This is a genomic window from Stenotrophomonas sp. STEN054 (assembly GCF_056854535.1).
This window is the reverse complement of record NZ_JBXFWG010000002.1, coordinates 106,461-122,885: the sequence shown is the minus strand read 5'-3', so window position 1 is coordinate 122,885 and position 16,425 is coordinate 106,461. Positions and strand designations below refer to the sequence as shown.

Here is a 16,425-nt window from a genome sequence, read left to right as displayed (position 1 = left end):
CGGCTACCATGTAGGGCGATGACTACCAAAAAACCAAGCAAGGGCGGGAGCAAGTCCCGCAGCCAGGCCCCGACCAAGGGCGCCAAGGCGGGCGCAGCCCGCACCACCAAGCCGGGCAAGCCGTTGCCGGGCTGGTTCCCCGAACTGAATGAAGGCGGTGCACCGCCGCGCGGCCGCAAGGGCCGCGGCATGGATGCCGCCCTACCGGACCCGGCCCCGGGCCGCAGGCTGCCGCCGACCGGCAAGGTGATCGACGATCCGTATGCCGCCCGCGAGGCCGAGAAGTACGAACAGCCCATCGCCAGCCGCGAGGCCATCCTGGCCCTGCTGGAACGCTGCGAAGGGCCGCAGACCGCCGAAGAACTGGGCGCGCGCCTGGGCCTGACCGCAGCCGACCGTGCCGAGGCACTGTCGCGCCGGCTCGGCGCCATGGTCCGTGACGGCCAGCTTGTGCAGAACCGCCGCGGCGGCTTCGCGCCGATCCAGACCCTGAACCTGGTCACCGGCGTGGTGATCGCCAACCCGGAAGGGTTCGGCTTCCTGCGCCCGGTCGAGGGCGGCGACGACTTGTTCCTGCCGCCGTATGAAATGCGCAAGGTGATGCACGGCGACAAGGTGCTGGCCCGCGTGACCGGCATCGACCACCGTGGTCGCCGCGAAGGCAGCATCGCCCGCGTGCTCGAGCGCGGCATGACCCGCCTGATCGGTCGCTTCAGCATTGAAATGGGCATCAATTACGTGGTGCCCGATGACAAGCGCATCCAGCGCAACGTGCAGGTGCCGCCGGACCAGACCGGTGGCGCGCGCGATGGCCAGCTGGTGGTCTGCGAACTGACCCAGGCACCGGACAGCCGTCGCCCGCCGATCGGCCGCATCATCGCCGTGCTCGGCGACAAGCTGACCGCGTCGCTGGTGGTGGAGACAGCCATCCACGGCCACGAACTGCCGTTCGAGTTCCCGCAGGAAGTACTGGACGAAGCCGCCTCGGTGCCGATGGTGGTCGAGCCGGCGATGATCGGCGACCGCGTCGACCTGCGCAGCACGCCGCTGGTGACCATCGATGGTGAGGATGCCAAGGACTTCGATGACGCGGTCTACTGCGAACCGAATGCCGATGGCTTCCGCCTGGTGGTGGCCATTGCCGATGTCTCCAACTACGTGCGCCCCGGCACGCCGCTGGACGAGGAAGCGCAGAAGCGCGCCACGTCGGTGTATTTCCCGGGCTTCGTGGTGCCGATGCTGCCCGAGACCCTGTCCAACGGCATCTGCTCGCTGATGCCCAAGGTCGACCGCATGTGCTTCGTCTGCGACATGCAGATCGACCGCGACGGCGTGGTCAGCCATTCGCGCTTCTACGAAGCGGTGATGAACTCGCACGCGCGCCTGACCTACACCCAGGTGTGGAAGGCGGTGGGCGAGGACGATGCCGATACCAAGGCCTGGATGGGCCCGCTGCTGCCGCAGGTGCAGCGCCTGCACCAGCTGTACAAGGTGCTGTCGAAGGCGCGTGCCAAGCGCGGCGCCATCGAATTTGAAAGCAGCGAAGTGCGCTTCGTGCTGGACAACCGTGGCGAGGTGACCCAGGCCGGCATGCTGGTGCGCAACGACGCACACAAGCTGATTGAGGAATGCATGATCGCGGCCAACGTGGAGGCGGCCAAGTACCTGCTGTCGCGCCATGTGCCGGCCCCGTACCGCGTCCACGAGAAGCCGCCGGAGACCAAATTCGCCGACCTGCTGGAATTCCTCAAGGAGTTCAAGCTGAGCCTGCCGCCGTGGTCGAAGGTGCGCCCGGGCGACTACACCAAGCTGCTGAAGAAGATCCGCGATCGCCCTGATGCCACCTTGCTGGAATCGGTGCTGCTGCGCAGCCAGAGCCTGGCGGTCTACAGCCCGGACAACAATGGTCACTTCGGCCTGGCGCTGGAGGCGTACGCGCACTTCACCTCGCCGATCCGTCGTTATCCCGACCTGCTGGTGCACCGTGCGATCAAGCACGCGTTGTCCGGCAAGCCGCTGGACAAGTTCACCTACAACGCCCGCGAGATGGCTGCGCTGGCGCTGCAGTGTTCCGAGCGCGAGCGTCGTGCCGACGAGGCCGAACGTGAGGTCGATGAGCGCTACCGCGCCGCGTGGATGGAAAAGCACGTGGGCGGCCAGTTCGACGGTGTGATCAGCGGCGTGACCAGCTTCGGCCTGTTCGTGGAGCTGGATGATTCCAAGGTGCAGGGCCTGGTCCACGTGACCCAGCTGCCGCAGGACTATTACAAGTTCGACGCCACCCGCAAGACGCTGACCGGCGAACGCCGCGGCAGCAGCTACCGGCTGGGCGACCGCGTGCGCATCCTGGTGCTGAAGGCGAGTATGGAAGAGCGCAAGATCGACTTCCGCCTGGTCGAGCACAAGGGCGAAGACGAGGGCGATGGCCTGCCGCCGCTGCCCGAACGTGGCAAGCCTTCCAAGCGCACGAAAAAGCAGTATTGAAAGGTGTGCCGACCAACGGTCGGCACCTGCCGGACCCGGTAGGTGCCGACCTTGGTTGGCAGATTCCTCACTTGGTAGGTGCCAACCGTTGGTTGGCACGACGTTTCGGAGGATCGCATGCAAGGCCAACCCGAGTACCGCGGCGGCTGCCAGTGCGGCGCCATCCGCTTCGAGGCGCGCGGCGCCCTCACTGACAGCTCGATCTGCCACTGCCGTATGTGCCAGAAGGCCTTCGGCGCCTACTACGCGCCGCTGGTCTCGGTGCGCGGCGCGCAATTCAGCTGGACCCGCGGCCAGCCGCGCTATTTCCAGTCCTCCAACGTGGTCCGCCGTGGTTTCTGCGGCGACTGCGGCACCCCGCTGACCTACGAGGCCCCGGACGGCATGGCCGTGGCCGCCGGCGCCTTCGACGAACCCGAGCGCCTGCCGCCGACCCTGCAGTACGGCATGGAGCGCAAGCTGCCCTTCGTGGATGGCCTGGGCCTGCTGCCCGGCCGCCGCACCGAGGACGATGTGGCCGCGCTGGAGTTCCTGGCCACGATCGTGTCCCACCAGCACCCCGACCACGACACCCCGCACTGGCCGCCGCGCAGCCGTTCAGCCGAAGGATGAACGGCGGGTAGCGCCGGGCCATGCCCGGCGAAGGCGTGCGGACCAACGGTCCGCACCCACCAACCAAGGGGCCATGCCCGGCGAGCACGCAGCGCGGCCGCCGCCGATGCTCTACCATAGCCACCCCCTTTCCGGTTCGGCCCCCGCATGAGCAAGAACAGCCAGTGGATCGTCGGCGTCAACGCCGTCGCCTCCTCCATCGAGAACGACGCCGACAACGTCCGCGAAGTGCTGGTCGAGGCCGGTGCGAAGAATCCGCGCCTGGTCGAAATCGAGGAAAACGCCCGCCGCAAGGGCATCGACGTGCGCAAGGTCAACAGCCAGGCGCTGGACGGTGTCGGCGGTTCGGTGCGCCACCAGGGCGTGGCGGCGCGCTATGCCGCGGCCCGCACCTACAGCGAGAACGAGCTGGAAGGCCTGGTCACCGCTGCCGAGGGCAAGGCCCTGCTGCTGGTGCTGGACGAGGTGCAGGACCCGCACAACCTGGGCGCCTGCCTGCGTTCGGCCGCCGCCGCCGGTGCCACCGCGGTGATCATTCCCAAGGACAAGTCGGCCACGGTCAACGCCACCGTGCGCAAGACCTCGGCCGGCGCCGCCGACCTCATCCCGGTGGTGGCGGTGACCAACCTGTCGCGCTGCCTGAAGGACCTGCAGAAGCAGGGCGTGTGGATCTACGGCCTGGCCGGTGAAGCCACCGCGTCGCTCTACCAGCTGGACCTGAAGGGCAACATCGCCCTTGTGCTGGGCGGCGAAGCCGACGGCCTGCGCCGCTTGACCCGCGAGAACTGCGATGGCCTGGTCAAGATCCCGATGCCGGGCGAGATCGAGAGCCTGAACGTCTCCGTCGCCGCCGGCGTCAGCCTGTTCGAGGCCGTGCGCCAGCGCGGTTGATCCGACGGTACGACGTGATCGGGGTCAGATTTCTCTCCAACAGGAGAAGAGATCTGACCCCTTTTTTTTAATCAGAAAAATCGTGTCGACCAAGGTCGACACCTACCAGAGCAGAACCAGGGTCAGGGCCTTTGCCGACCAACGGTCAGCACCCACCATCAGCACGAGATTCCGACAGATCGCGGAAGTCTGTCGGGGGCGGGGTGGGTCCGGTTGAGGGGGTGTGAGCGCCATGGATGGCGCGACCAAGCCCCCATGGAAGGGTTTACGGCGTCCCCCTCGACCGGACCCACCCCGCCGTCCCACGGAATGCAGGCTTTTGACGTTGCCGTTGATGTTGACGTTGACGTTGACGTTGTTTCGGCAGGTGCGGGGCGCAGCCCCACATCGCCTTACCCCGCGCTGCCGCCCAGCGCCTTGAACAGGGTCACGTCGTTGTTCAGCTGGCTCTGCCGCACGCGCGCCAGTGACAGCTCGGCATCGCGCCGGGTCTGCTGTGCTTCCAGCCAGGTACGCAGGTCGGTAGCACCCACCCGGTAGCGCACTTCCTGCGCGCGCTCCACTTCCACGGCCTGGTCATACGATGCCTGCGAAGCGGCCACCTGGCGCGCCAGCTGCTCGCGCGCCGACAGCGCGTTGTCTACTTCCGAAAGCGCGGTATACAGCGTCTTGCGGAAGTTGGTCGCGGCAATCTGGTAGGCGGTACCGGCGATGTCGGTGTCCAGCTGCGCACGCTGCAGGTTGAGGAAGGGCAGCGACAGGCCGGCGCCCAGGGTGGCCACCGGGTTGCGCAGCACATCCCCCAGCGAGGTCGCACTGGAACCGAGGCTGCCGGTCAGGCTCAGCGCCGGGTAGTACTGGGTGGCGGTCACCTTGATGGTCTCCAGACTGTTGCGCAGGCGCAGCTCGGCCGCGCGCAGGTCGGGGCGGCGGCCCAGCAGGTCGGCCGGCAGGCCTTCGTCGATGCCGGGGCTACGGGCGGCCAGCAGGTCCTGCGGCTCATCTTGTCGCGGCCACGGCGTGCCATCCAGCAGCACCGTCAGCGCATTGCGGACTTCCACCCGCTGCTGTTCCAGCGCGCTCTGCGCCGAACGCTGCGATTCCAGGTTCTGCAGGGCCTGGCGCACTTCCAGCCGCGAGACGGCACCGGCGTCGAAGCGGGCCTGCACCAGGTCGCGGGTACGCTCCAGGCGCTGCAGGTTGGCCTCGCCGCTGGCGATGGATTGGTTGAGGTAGGCCAGCGTCCAGTACTGGCTGATCGTGTCACCGATCACCAGCAGGGCGGTGTTCTGCCGGTCCTCCTCGCTGGCCTGGGCTTCCCAGCGGGCGATGTCGCGCGCGGTACGCAGGCGGCCCCACAGGTCCACTTCCCACGACAGCGACACGCCGGTGGAATAGCCACGGCTCCAGTCGGCGGCCTGGTCGATGGGACGGCTGCCGCTGGCGCTGACGCCGGACGAGGATGGCTGGGGCCACAGCGCGTTGCTGGCCAGGCCGGCCTGCAGGCGGGCGCGCTGCACGGCCAGGCCGGCGGCACCGAGGTCGCTGTTGGCGGCCAGGGCCTGCGCCACCAGACGGTCCAGACGCTCGTCACCGAAGCCGGTCCACCAGGCGTCCTGGCGGACGTCGCGGCCCGGGGTGTCCAGGCTGCTGCGCGGGTCATCGGCCGGCGCGTTGAGGGTGGCATCGCCACGGCCATAGGTCGCGGCAACGGCTGGGTCTTCGGTCGGGTAGCGGCCCACCGAGGCGCAGCCGGACAGGGCGAGCAGGACCGCGCCGGCCAGCAGCACGCGCGAAGGGGCAGGGGAGGTCAGTCGGGTCATCATTTTCATTCGCGGGCCAGGGCCTCCACCGGGTCGAGCTGGGCGGCACTGCGTGCCGGCAGGAATCCAAACGCCACGCCGATCAGGGTCGAACAGGCAAACGCGGCGATGATCGAGGCGGTCGAGAACACCACCTGGAAATTGCTGGAGAAGTGGCCGATCAGCACGCCCAGCAGCAGCGCCAGGCCGATGCCGAGCAGGCCGCCGATCAGGCACACCAGCACCGCTTCGATCAGGAACTGCTGGCGGATGTCGCTCTGCCGTGCACCCACGGCCATGCGCACGCCGATCTCGCGGGTGCGTTCGGTCACCGACACCAGCATGATGTTCATCACGCCGATGCCGCCGACCAGCAGAGCGATGGCAGCGATGGCGCCGATCAGCAGGGTCATCGTGCGTGTGGTCTGCTCGATGGTCTCGCGGATCTCGGCGCTGTTGCTGAGGAAGAAATCCTCGGTGCCGTGGCGCAGGGTCAGCAGCCGGGTGATGGCCTCCTGCGCGGCATCCATCGGTGTTTCATCATTGACGCGCACGGTGATGCTGGAGACGTAGCTCTGCCCCAGCATGCGCGACATCACCGTGGTGTACGGCACGAACACGCCCAGGCTGGTGCTGCCACCGAAGCCGAAGCTCTGCTTCTTGGCCACGCCGACCACGCGCACCGGCACGTTGCCGAGCAGGATCACCTGGCCGATCGGGTCGCTGTCGGGGAAGAACTGGGCCTTCGTGTTCTCGTCGATCACGCCCACCTGCGCCAGGCCGCGGATCGCATCGGTGTCGAAGAAGCTGCCGTCGAGCAGGGTCACGCCCTTCACCCGGAAATACTGCTCGCCGACGCCGCTGATCTGTGCCGTCGCCGACTGGTTGCGGTAGCGCGCGGTCACCGAGGTCGACACGCTGGGCGTGGCGCTGTCCACGTAGCTCTGCTGCGACAGCGCATCGGCGTCGGTGGCCTTCAGCGTCTGCACGCGCGCCGAGCGCATGTCACCAAAACCGCGGCCGGGGTAGACATCGATGGTGTTGGTGCCCAGCGCGCTGATGTTCTGCAGGATCTGCTGCTGCGAACCGTTGCCCAGCGCCACCACCGATACCACCGAGGCGATGCCGATGATGATGCCGAGCATGGTCAGGAAGGTGCGCAGGCGATGGGCGTTCATCGCCAGCAGCGCCATCCGGAACGCTTCGGTGAAGCGGTCGCGGGCCGCGCGCCAGCTGCTGCCATGGGCGACGTCGGCGCTGGGCTGGCGTTGCGCACGGTAGTCAGGCGCCTTCGGATTGGCGCGGTCGGCGATGATCTCGCCGTCGCGGATCTCGATGATGCGCTGGGCGTGCTCGGCCACGCTCATGTCGTGGGTGACGATGATGATGGTGTGGCCTTCGGCATGCAGCTCGCCGAGGATGGCCATCACTTCCTCACCGGATTTCGTGTCCAGCGCGCCGGTCGGTTCGTCGGCGAGGATCACCTCGCCGCCGTTCATCAGGGCGCGGGCGATCGACACGCGCTGCTGCTGGCCGCCGGACAGCTGGCCCGGCTTGTGGTGCATGCGGTCGTGCAGGCCCAGCCGCTGCAGCAGCTGCTCGGCGCGCGCGTTGCGGGTCGGCCCGGGGCTGCCGGCATATACCGCCGGCACTTCGACGTTGCCACGTGCATCGAGGTCGCCCAGCAGGTGGTAGCGCTGGAAGATGAAACCGAAATGGCCACGGCGAAGTTCGGCCAGCTCGTCCGGCTCCATCTTTCCGGTTTCGCGTCCGGCCACCTGGTAGCTGCCGCGCGTCGGGCGGTCCAGGCAGCCGAGGATGTTCATCAGCGTCGATTTGCCCGAGCCGGACTGGCCGACGATGGCCACCATCTCGCCGGCATGGATGTCCAGGTTGACGTCGCGCAGCACGGCGATGACATCCTCGCCGGCCGGAAACTCGCGGCGCAGGTCACGCAGGCGCAGCAGAGGCGCCTTCGTGCTCATCGGCGCGGGCCCATGCCACCGGGCGGGCCCATGCGCATCGCGCCGCTGCCGCGGTTGCCGGTGCCGCTGCCGGCTGCGGCCGCACCGCCTTCTCCGACCACCACGCGCTCGCCTTCCTTCAACCCGGACAGGATCTGCACGGAGGCACCGTTGTTGATCCCGACCTTGACCTTGCGCGGCTGCGGCTGGCCCTGTTCGTTGACCACGCGCACCACGCGCTCGCCGTCACGCGTCTTCGGGCCCAGGGCCACGGCCGGTACCAGCAGCGCGCCCTTGGCCTGCTGCAGCAGCACCGAGACCTGCGCGGTCATGTCGATGCGCAGGGTGCCATCGGGGTTTTCCACGTCGAACAGCGCGTTGTAGTAGACCGCGCTGCTGGAACTGGAGCTGGACGAACTGCTGGAACTGGACGAGCTTTCGTTGGCGATGGACGACGGCGCCGGATTGATCTGGCGCAGCGTGGCGTGGTACTTGCGGTCGGGGTCGCCCAGGGTGGTGAAGTACACCGGCATGCCGGCCTTGATCTTGACCACGTCTGCTTCGGAGACCTCGGCATTGACGGTGACCACGTCCAGGCGCGCCAGCATGACGATGGTCGGCGCGGTCTGGTTGGCGTTCACCGTGCGGCCTTCCTCGGCCACCACCGCCACCACGGTGCCGTCCATCGGTGCGGTGATGCGGGTGTAGGCCAGGTTGGCGCGGGCAGTACCCAGCTCGGTCTCGCGGCCCTTGATCTGCGCCTCGTACGACTGCAGCTGGGCGCGGGCGGTCTTCAGCGTGGCTTCGGCGGCATCGTATTCCTGCCGCGAGGTCGCCTCGGCGGCCAGCATTTCCTTCTGCCGGGCGAAGTCCAGCTCGGCCTGGCGCAGGCTGGCCTGCTGCACGGCACGCTGGGCGATCACCTGGTCCAGCGAGGCCTGGGCGTTGAGCACCTGGTTCTGCTGGGTGGTGGCGTCGATCTCGGCGATCAGGTCGCCTTCCTTCACCGTGTCGCCCAGCTGCACCTTCAGCGATTTGATCTGGCCCGAGGCCTGTGCGCCGACGCTGACCAGCTTGTAGGCATCGATCACGCCGGTGGCTTCCACCGTCTGTTCGATGTCGCCGCGGCTGACCGGACTGGTGACCAGGGCCGGGGCGGCGGGCTTGCGAAGCAGCCACCAGGCGCACGCGGCAGCAATGACGACAAGCAGGACAATCACGATCAGACGACCCCGGCGGGTCGCGGGCAACAGGCGGGAGATCACGTGCGGGCTTCACTCGGGCAGGCCGCCGCAGCGGCATTGGTGGGCATTGTGAAGATCGGGCGCAGGCGGGCTCAATCCTCAGGGTGTGTCCATGTGTAACACTGTCGGCCGAAACGCGTAACGGCAGGTATCCGGCCCCGGCGTGGATACAGTGGTACGCACTGGACAGGATGCGGTTCAGCTCCCGACACGGGAAAATCGCGACATGGAGACTGAAAACCCGATGCATCGCCTGTTGATCGTCGACGACGACAATGACATCCGCACCCTGCTGGCCGAGCAGCTCGGCCGCGCCGGCTATCTGGTCAGCACCGCGGCTGACGGCACCAGCATGCGCCAGCTGCTGGAGCGCGAGCATGTGGACCTGATCGTGCTTGACCTCAACCTGCCGCGGGAGGATGGCCTGACCCTGTGCCGCGACCTGCGTGCGCGCTCGAACACGCCGGTGATCATGCTCACCGCACGTGCCGAGCCGATCGACCGCGTGCTTGGCTTGGAGATGGGCGCCGACGATTACCTGGCCAAGCCGTTCGAGCCGCGCGAGCTGCTGGCGCGCATCCGCAACGTGCTGCGCCGGACCGAGGCCCTGCCGGCCAACCTGGAGCCGCTGGCGGTACGCCGCGCGCGCTTCTCGCGCTGGATCTTCGATCTGGAACACCGCCACCTGGTCGACCCCGATGGCCGCGTGGTGGTGCTGTCCGGCGCCGAGTTCCGCCTGCTGCGGGTGTTCATCGCGCACGCCAACAAGGTGCTCTCGCGCGAGCAGCTGGTCGCGCTCAGCAGCGGCCGCAACTACGAGGCGCAGGACCGCGCGATCGATCTGCAGGTCAGCCGGCTGCGCAACAAGCTGGCCGACGACGGCGGGCCCGATGGCCTGATCAAGACCGTGCGCAATGAAGGCTACGTACTGGCCTCGGCCGTCAACCTGGAATAAGCAGTGATGAAGCGCCTGCGCCACTTCCTGTCCTCGATGGTGGGGCGGCTGTTCGTGATCCTGCTGCTGGGCATGTCGGTGGCCGCGATCGGCGCGACCATGCTGGCCACGTCCAAGCGCCAGCAGGATTTCGAACGGCAGAACCTCAACCGCATCGCCGACCGCCTGCAGGGCTACGTCAACCTGCTCGACGGCAACCCGGAACTGCGTGACCGCCTGCTGGAAATGGGCGGGCCGAGCGTGCGCGCGCTGCAGCCCGGCGCTCGCCTGGGCCGCGTCGATACGGCGCTGATGGAAGTGCTCGATGACCGCCCCGGACCGGTGGCGCGCGCACATGTGCACTTCACCTCGTTCCGTTCGTGCATCCCCAAGCTGCAGGAGCTGTTGCCGCCGCCACCGCCGGGCCATCGGCGCCCGCCGCGCGAACGCGATCCGTCCTTCATTCCGCCCAAGTGCCGGGCCGTGGACGTGGTCCTCAGCGATGGCACCATGCTGAAGCTGGCGCTGGATTCACCGGCGGTGGCGCACAACGGCGTGCTGGCCGTGGACCCGCTGTTCCTGACCTTGCTGGTGCTGGCGATCGCCGTGCTGGCCTACATCGTTTCGCGCATGGCCAGCGCGCCGCTGCAGGAACTGGCCTCGGCCGCCGAGGAACTGGGCGACGACCTGCAGCGCGACCCGCTGCCGCTGCGCGGCCCGCGCGAAGTGCAGCGCGCTGCCGAAGCCTTCAACGCCATGCAGCAGCGGCTGCAGCGGCACCTGGCCGAACGCACGCAGATGCTGGCAGCGATCACCCACGATCTGCAGACGCCGCTGACCCGGCTGCGCCTGCGCCTGGAAAACGTGACCGACGAGATCCTGCGCGAGCGCCTGATCGGCGACCTCGCGGCCATGCAGGCACTGGTGCGCGAAGGCCTGGAGCTGGCCCGCAGCGCCGAGAGCGCCGAACAGCGGGCGGCCCTGGACCTGGATTCGCTGCTGGAAAGCATCGTCGAGGACACCGCCGAGGCGGGCGCCGACGTGGCCTTCGAAGGCGCCAGTGGCGCAGTGCTGATGCTGCGGCCGCTGGCCATGCACCGCCTGTTCTCCAACCTGGTGGACAACGCGGTGATGTATGCCGAGCGCGTGCGGGTGCGCGTGGACCGCAGCGGCGGCGGTATCACCGTGGTGGTGGCCGACGATGGCCCGGGGCTGGCCGATGACCAGCTCGAAGCGGTGTTCGATCCCTTTGTGCGGGTGGAAACCTCGCGATCGCGGCAGACCGGCGGCGCCGGCCTGGGCCTGACCATCGCGCGCGCGCTGGCCGAGAAGGATGGCGCCCGGCTGTGGCTGCGCAACCGCCCCGAGGGCGGGCTGGAAGCGGTGGTGCAGTGGCCGGCGGGCAGCGCGGTGGCCGGGCGCTGACGGCCGAGGCCGGGTCTGGGGGGCAGATCCCTTGCGCCATGGGGGGAAGGGCCCTGACCCCGAGTGAAGCCCGGCTTTCACGCCGCGGTGACGCCGAGGGGGGTGTTTGGCCTATCATTCGCCCCATCTCCCCACAGATCCCGCGATGAGCCAGCCTGTCAACACCGGCGCGCGGCCCCGTGCCGCCCGGCTGTTCCTGTTCCAGCCTGTTGCCCTGCGCGGCAACCGCACCTGGCCGCTGCCGTTGCAGTAATGGGCGTTCAGGGGGCTGGCAGGCGCCTGGCGGGGCGCCACCCGGAACACCACATCGGTCGCCTGTTGCGGCTCGGTGTGCTGTGGCTGTTGCTGCTGCTGGCGTCGCCGCTGGCGGCCCAGTCCGTCGCGCCGCCGCTGCGCGACTACGCCATCGACGTGTGGACCTCGCGCAACGGCCTGCCGCACAACTCGCTGCGCGACATCGCCCAGACCCCCGAAGGCCATCTGTGGTTCGCCACCTGGGAAGGGCTGGTGCGCTACAACGGCCTGGATTTCACCGTGTTCGACCGCAGCACGCGGCCGGGCCTGCGCGACAACGGCATCGGCGCGCTGCTGGTGGACCGCCAGGGCGGTCTGTGGATCAGTGATTCGCGCGGCAACGTGACCTACCGCAGCAACGCCGGCCAGTGGCGCGTCTGGGAACACCAGGCCAACACCCCGGAAGTGCTGATCCAGTCGATGCAGATGGACAGCCAGGGGCGCCTGTGGCTGCTGTACGAAGGCAAGGGCATCGCCTACCTGACCCCGGAAACCGGCATCGTCTACCAGCCGCCGCCGCCGGACCTGCCGTTGGCGATGAGCTTCACCAAGCTGGTGGTCGACGCCCAGGACCGGGTCTGGATCGGCACCCTCGATGGCCTGGTGCTGCGCGACAATGATGGCGAGCTCAAGCGCGCGCCGGCCGAGTGGGGCGTGGACAAGGGCCTGACCTGGCCCTATCGCGCGCCCGATGGCGCGTTGTGGATCGTGGCCGGCGAGCGCCTCTACCGGGTCGAGGATGACCGCCTGGTGCTGGTGCACAGCCTGCCCGGGCAGCTGCACATGACCGCGATGCTGCAGGACCGTCACGGCGACATCTGGCTCGGCACCGAGAACCAGGGCCTGCTGCGCATCTCCAGCCACGGCCTGGAGCGCCTGCCGGCCGGCCTGAACCTGCCCGGCGGGCGGGTGGTGAGCCTGCGCGAGGACGCCGAGGGCAGCATCTGGGTTGGCGCCAACGGCGGCCTGTACCGCCTGCGCGAAACGCTGTTCAGCAGCTACACCGAGCGCGATGGCCTGAGCGGTGACTACGTGCGCACCGTGTTCGAGGACCGCGACCGTCGGCTCTGGGTGGGCAGCGCCAGCGGCCTGGACCAGCAGACCGCCGACGGCCGCTTCCGGCCGATGCCGCTGCACAACCGGGGTGGCAAGGCGCCGTCGGTCCTCAGCCTGGCCCAAGGCCCTGAGGGTGATCTGTGGGTGGGCACCTTCGGCGACGGCGTGTACCGGTTGCGCGCCGATGGCAGCCTGCGCCACAACTACGATGCGGCCGATGGCATGCCGGGCGGCAACATCCGCGCGATCAGCATCGATCCAGCCGGCGTCGTCTGGGCGGGCACACAGAAGGGGGTGGTACGCATCGAGGGTGAACGCGTGCATGTGTCCGACGTACCCGGCATGCCGGGCGGTCTGATCACTGCGCTGGAACATGACCATCAGGGCAACCTGTGGATCGGTACCATCGAGGGCATCCGCGTGCTGCGCGGCGACCATGTGCAGTCCATCGATCTGGCACCACTGGGCGGCGGCCGCAGCGTGTTCGGCTTCCACCAGATCGGCGACGCGATGTGGATCAGCAGCGACCGTGGCCTGTACCGCTGGTACAAGAACCGCCTGTCGCGGGTCGGCCTGGAGCAGGGCATGCCGGTCGATACCGTGTTCCAGCTGGTGCCCGACCGGCTGGGCAATGTGTGGATCAGCAGCAACCGCGGCGTGCTTCGCACCGACATGGCGACCTTGAACGCCGTTGCCGACGGGCGCGCGCCGCAGGTGACGGTGGAGCGCTACAACGAGATCGACGGCATGGCCAACGCGCAGGCCAATGGCAGTTCCGGGCCCTCGGCGATCCTGCGCCAGGACGGCACCTTCTGGGTCGTCACCGCCGGTGGCCTCAGCACGGTGGACCCACAGCGCCTGCAGCGCTTCCGCGAACGCCCTGCGCCGCCGGCGGCGATCGAAAGCGTGCAGGTCGATGGCGCGCAGGTGCATTGGGAAGGGCCCGAGCGCAACCTGATCCCCGGCGGGCGCCGGCTGGCGGTGAGCTTCGTCGGCCTCAGCTACCTGATGTCCGACCGCATCCGTTACCGCACCCGGCTGGAAGGCCTGGACGCCGGCTGGGTCGAGCGTGGCCCGCAGCGCAGCGTCGAGTTCGTCGGCCTGCCGCCGGGCGATTACACCCTGCACGTGGCGGCCTCGCACCCGGGCGGTGCCTGGGGCCAGCAGGAAGCGGTGTGGAGTTTCACCGTGCAACCGTTCTGGTGGCAGCGGCACAGCGTGCAGGCCTTCATCGGCCTGCTGCTGCTGGGCGCGCTGGTGGCGCTGTACCGGTTCCTGCTGCAGCAGTACAAGGCCAGCAACCTGCGCCTGGCGCGGCGGGTGGATGAAGCGACCTTCGACCTGCAGGCGCAGACCGTGCACCTGCAGGCGCTGAACCAGGAAAAGACCGAGCTGGCCGAGCGCCTGGCGCGGCAGGCCGAGGCGTTCGAGCGGCAGGCCCGCGAGGATGCGCTGACCGGCCTGGCCAACCGCCGCGGCTTCGATGAGACGCTGGCGCGCGACTTCGCCCGCTCGCAGCGCAGCGGTCACCCGTTGAGCCTGGTGGTGCTGGACATCGATCACTTCAAGTACGTCAACGACACCTACAGCCACAGCATCGGCGATCTGGTGCTGAAGGAAGTGGCCGAAGTGATCGCCGCGGCGTGCCGCGATTCGGACCTGCCGGCACGTACCGGCGGCGAGGAGTTCGCGCTGCTGCTCAATGACACGCGGCTGGAAGAAGCGGCGCAGGTCTGCGCGCGCCTGCGCGGCCTGTTCCATGACCATCCGGACTGGGCCGGGGTGAAGGGCCTGCGGGTGACCTTCAGCGCGGGCCTGGTGGAACTGGCCAACGACGACCGAACCCCGGCGCTGCTGTACCAGCGTGCCGACCGCGCGCTGTACCGCGCCAAGAGCGACGGCCGCGACCGCACCAGCATCGGGTGATGTTCCATCCACGCATGGCGTGGATCTACCGGGCAGGTTGGATGGTGGGTGCGGACCGTTGGTCCGCACGGCCGATGCATCTCATCCACGCATGGCGTGGATCTACCGCGGCCAGGCGTTGGCGATGGTGCAGAACAACCGCGCGGTCTGCTCGGTGTCGTACACCGCGCTGTGCGCCTCGTTCGCATCCCAGCCCAGGCCGGCGGCATTGGCCGCACGTGCCAGCACCGTCTGCCCATAGGCGATACCAGCCAGGGTAACCGTGTCGAACACGCTGAAGGGATGGAACGGGTTGCGCTTGTGGCCGGTGCGGGCCACGGCGGCATTGACGAAGCCCAGGTCGAAATGGGCGTTGTGCCCGACCAGGATCGCGCGCTGGCAGCCGTACTTCTTCATCGCTGCACGGACCGGGGTGAAGATGTGGTCCAGCGCGGCCTTCTCTTCCTTCGCCAGCCGGAACGGATGGTCGAGGATGATGCCGGTCACTTCCAGCGACTTCGGGTCGATCTCCAGCCCTTCGGCGGGGACCACGTGGGCGCTGGCGGTCTGGCCGGGGTAGAGCAGGCCGTTCTCGTCCATCTCGATCGGCACGGCGGCGATTTCCAGCAGCGCGTTGCGCTGGCTGTCGAAGCCGCCGGTTTCCACGTCCACCACCACCGGCAGGAAGCCGCGGAAGCGTTGCGACATCGCGCGCTGCGCCATCGGAACTACGGAAACAGGGGCGGCGTCGGCTGCGGGGGTGGGGTCAGTCATGCGCGGATTCTAGCAGAGCGACCCTGAGCGCCCGGCCACGCATCGCATGGCCGGGACGCTGTGCACGGGTCAGCGGTGTGCCAGCACCACGTCGGCGATGACGCCGGTGGCCACGGCAATCAGCACGTAACGGCCGTCGACCTTGCGCCATTCCTGGCCGCGGGCGGGGGCGTGCAGACCATGGTGGCGGTAATCGCGGACGTGCTCGCCGCGGTGGTCACGGGCGAGCTTGTGGCCGCGACGGGGCGGATCGCGACGGTCGTCGTGGTGATCCTTGTGGCCGTGGTGGTCGTCACGCCCACCGGCGCCATAGGGAGCGGCCATCGCGGGCGAGACGGCGGTGGCCAGCAGGGTCAGCGAAAGGGTGGCGGCAATCAGGCGCTTCATCGGGCAACTCCGGGGGAAGGACGTGGTCATCGAGGCCACGGATCCAGCATCGGGTTTTTTTGATGAATAGGCGATTAAATCGGCCTTTTGCGCGGTTTCGGCGCGTATCGTCGTGTAACGGGGCCGACGCGACTACCGGGGCGCGGCGGCCCGGCCGGCCACCCACGCGTCCACGCTCAGGCGTCCGGCGCCGTTGAACAGCAGCGGCAGCAGCATCGCCATGAACAGCACCGGCAGCTTGAAGTTGCCGAAGCCCTGGTCGCTGATCGCGTAGCCCATGGCCAGATCACCCAGCGAATGCCAGTGCTTCGGCCAGTGCACGGCATAGGTCGCCACCGCGGTCAGCACCAGCAGGCTCGCCGCGGCAAAGCGGGTGCCGAGCCCGAACAGCAGGCAGGCCGCGCCGGCCAGCTCGAACCAGGTCGCCAACTGCCAGTTCACGCCGGCGGGCAGCTGGTCGAACGGGAACGGGAATGCCCCCTGCAGCTCGGCAAACCAGTTCTCGCCCAGCAGCTTCTCGCGGCCGGACTCGAAATACTCCCAGGCCAGCAGCAGGCGCAGGCCCAGCGGCGCCAACCACGGGCCGCAGCGATCCAGCTGGCCGCGCACGGCGGCCAGGTGCGGGGTGTTCATCACGGGGGAACTCCTCGTTG

At 68.6% G+C, this 16,425-nt stretch carries 12 protein-coding genes; 6 read left to right on the top strand and 6 right to left on the bottom strand.

The window, feature by feature from the left end:
• Nucleotides 1-18: 18 nt before the first annotated feature.
• The 3 genes from rnr (at nucleotide 19) to rlmB (ending at nucleotide 3,987) form a co-directional block, all read left to right on the top strand.
• The gene (gene rnr, locus AC1VXD_RS01440; RefSeq protein WP_482990511.1) at nucleotides 19-2,484 is read left to right on the top strand and encodes a ribonuclease R; all 2,466 of its coding nucleotides are present in this window, start codon (nucleotides 19-21) and stop codon (nucleotides 2,482-2,484) included.
• A 117-nt stretch (nucleotides 2,485-2,601) separates the two neighbouring features.
• The gene (locus AC1VXD_RS01435; protein WP_482990510.1) at nucleotides 2,602-3,096 is read left to right on the top strand and encodes a GFA family protein; all 495 of its coding nucleotides are present in this window, start codon (nucleotides 2,602-2,604) and stop codon (nucleotides 3,094-3,096) included.
• Nucleotides 3,097-3,243: 147 nt separating this feature from the next.
• Entirely contained in the window at nucleotides 3,244-3,987 is a 744-nt protein-coding gene (rlmB, locus tag AC1VXD_RS01430) for a 23S rRNA (guanosine(2251)-2'-O)-methyltransferase RlmB (RefSeq protein WP_079221277.1), read from the top strand.
• A 392-nt stretch (nucleotides 3,988-4,379) separates the two neighbouring features.
• Here the strand turns inward: rlmB and AC1VXD_RS01425 are convergent, their stop codons facing one another.
• Genes AC1VXD_RS01425 through AC1VXD_RS01415 form a run of 3 tightly spaced genes read right to left on the bottom strand, consistent with a single transcriptional unit; the run spans nucleotide 4,380 to nucleotide 9,018 of the window.
• The gene (locus AC1VXD_RS01425; RefSeq protein WP_482990509.1) at nucleotides 4,380-5,819 is read right to left on the bottom strand and encodes an efflux transporter outer membrane subunit; all 1,440 of its coding nucleotides are present in this window, start codon (nucleotides 5,817-5,819) and stop codon (nucleotides 4,380-4,382) included.
• Entirely contained in the window at nucleotides 5,816-7,774 is a 1,959-nt protein-coding gene (locus AC1VXD_RS01420; RefSeq protein WP_482990508.1) for a MacB family efflux pump subunit, read from the bottom strand. Before AC1VXD_RS01420 ends, AC1VXD_RS01425 begins: the two co-directional genes overlap by 4 nt.
• Entirely contained in the window at nucleotides 7,771-9,018 is a 1,248-nt protein-coding gene (locus AC1VXD_RS01415; protein ID WP_482990507.1) for an efflux RND transporter periplasmic adaptor subunit, read from the bottom strand. The genes AC1VXD_RS01420 and AC1VXD_RS01415 overlap by 4 nt, the downstream gene beginning before the upstream one ends.
• 205 nt (nucleotides 9,019-9,223) lie before the next feature.
• Between AC1VXD_RS01415 and AC1VXD_RS01410 the strand changes: the two genes are divergently transcribed.
• The 3 genes from AC1VXD_RS01410 to AC1VXD_RS01400 all read left to right on the top strand — a co-directional run bounded on the left by AC1VXD_RS01410 (nucleotide 9,224) and on the right by AC1VXD_RS01400 (nucleotide 14,632).
• Nucleotides 9,224-9,952 carry a response regulator gene (locus AC1VXD_RS01410; protein WP_079221281.1) on the top strand — a complete coding sequence of 243 codons (729 nt, stop codon included), beginning with the start codon at nucleotides 9,224-9,226 and terminating at the stop codon, nucleotides 9,950-9,952.
• A gap of 6 nt (nucleotides 9,953-9,958) precedes the next feature.
• A complete protein-coding gene (locus AC1VXD_RS01405) occupies nucleotides 9,959-11,356 on the top strand; it encodes an ATP-binding protein (protein ID WP_482990506.1) in 1,398 nt (465 codons plus the stop codon).
• A gap of 252 nt (nucleotides 11,357-11,608) precedes the next feature.
• On the top strand, nucleotides 11,609-14,632 hold the full coding sequence (locus tag AC1VXD_RS01400) for a two-component regulator propeller domain-containing protein (protein WP_482990505.1): 3,024 nt from the start codon (nucleotides 11,609-11,611) through the stop codon (nucleotides 14,630-14,632).
• A gap of 102 nt (nucleotides 14,633-14,734) precedes the next feature.
• Here the strand turns inward: AC1VXD_RS01400 and rnt are convergent, their stop codons facing one another.
• The 3 genes from rnt to AC1VXD_RS01385 form a co-directional block, all read right to left on the bottom strand.
• Nucleotides 14,735-15,334, bottom strand: coding sequence for a ribonuclease T (gene rnt, locus AC1VXD_RS01395; RefSeq protein ID WP_108768335.1), 600 nt, complete (start codon nucleotides 15,332-15,334; stop codon nucleotides 14,735-14,737).
• A 120-nt stretch (nucleotides 15,335-15,454) separates the two neighbouring features.
• Nucleotides 15,455-15,772 (bottom strand): RcnB family protein, encoded by a 318-nt coding sequence (locus AC1VXD_RS01390; RefSeq protein ID WP_482990504.1) that lies wholly within the window; start codon nucleotides 15,770-15,772, stop codon nucleotides 15,455-15,457.
• Between the two features lie 132 nt (nucleotides 15,773-15,904).
• Nucleotides 15,905-16,405, bottom strand: a complete 501-nt coding sequence (locus AC1VXD_RS01385; protein ID WP_482990503.1) for an HvfX family Cu-binding RiPP maturation protein — start codon at nucleotides 16,403-16,405, stop codon at nucleotides 15,905-15,907.
• Nucleotides 16,406-16,425 lie beyond the last annotated feature (20 nt).

Excerpts from the sequence above, each read along its gene's own strand:
- AC1VXD_RS01435 (WP_482990510.1), top strand. The coding sequence starts at position 2,602 with ATGCAAGGCCAACCCGAGTACCGCGGCGGCTGCCAGTGCGGCGCCATC.
- AC1VXD_RS01405 (WP_482990506.1), top strand. The coding sequence starts at position 9,959 with ATGAAGCGCCTGCGCCACTTCCTGTCCTCGATGGTGGGGCGGCTGTTC.
- AC1VXD_RS01425 (WP_482990509.1), bottom strand. The coding sequence starts at position 5,819 with ATGAAAATGATGACCCGACTGACCTCCCCTGCCCCTTCGCGCGTGCTG.
- AC1VXD_RS01385 (WP_482990503.1), bottom strand. The coding sequence starts at position 16,405 with ATGAACACCCCGCACCTGGCCGCCGTGCGCGGCCAGCTGGATCGCTGC.
- AC1VXD_RS01400 (WP_482990505.1), top strand. The coding sequence starts at position 11,609 with ATGGGCGTTCAGGGGGCTGGCAGGCGCCTGGCGGGGCGCCACCCGGAA.
- rnr (WP_482990511.1), top strand. The coding sequence starts at position 19 with ATGACTACCAAAAAACCAAGCAAGGGCGGGAGCAAGTCCCGCAGCCAG.
- AC1VXD_RS01390 (WP_482990504.1), bottom strand. The coding sequence starts at position 15,772 with ATGAAGCGCCTGATTGCCGCCACCCTTTCGCTGACCCTGCTGGCCACC.
- rlmB (WP_079221277.1), top strand. The coding sequence starts at position 3,244 with ATGAGCAAGAACAGCCAGTGGATCGTCGGCGTCAACGCCGTCGCCTCC.
- rnt (WP_108768335.1), bottom strand. The coding sequence starts at position 15,334 with ATGGCGCAGCGCGCGATGTCGCAACGCTTCCGCGGCTTCCTGCCGGTG.
- AC1VXD_RS01410 (WP_079221281.1), top strand. The coding sequence starts at position 9,224 with ATGGAGACTGAAAACCCGATGCATCGCCTGTTGATCGTCGACGACGAC.
- AC1VXD_RS01420 (WP_482990508.1), bottom strand. The coding sequence starts at position 7,774 with ATGAGCACGAAGGCGCCTCTGCTGCGCCTGCGTGACCTGCGCCGCGAG.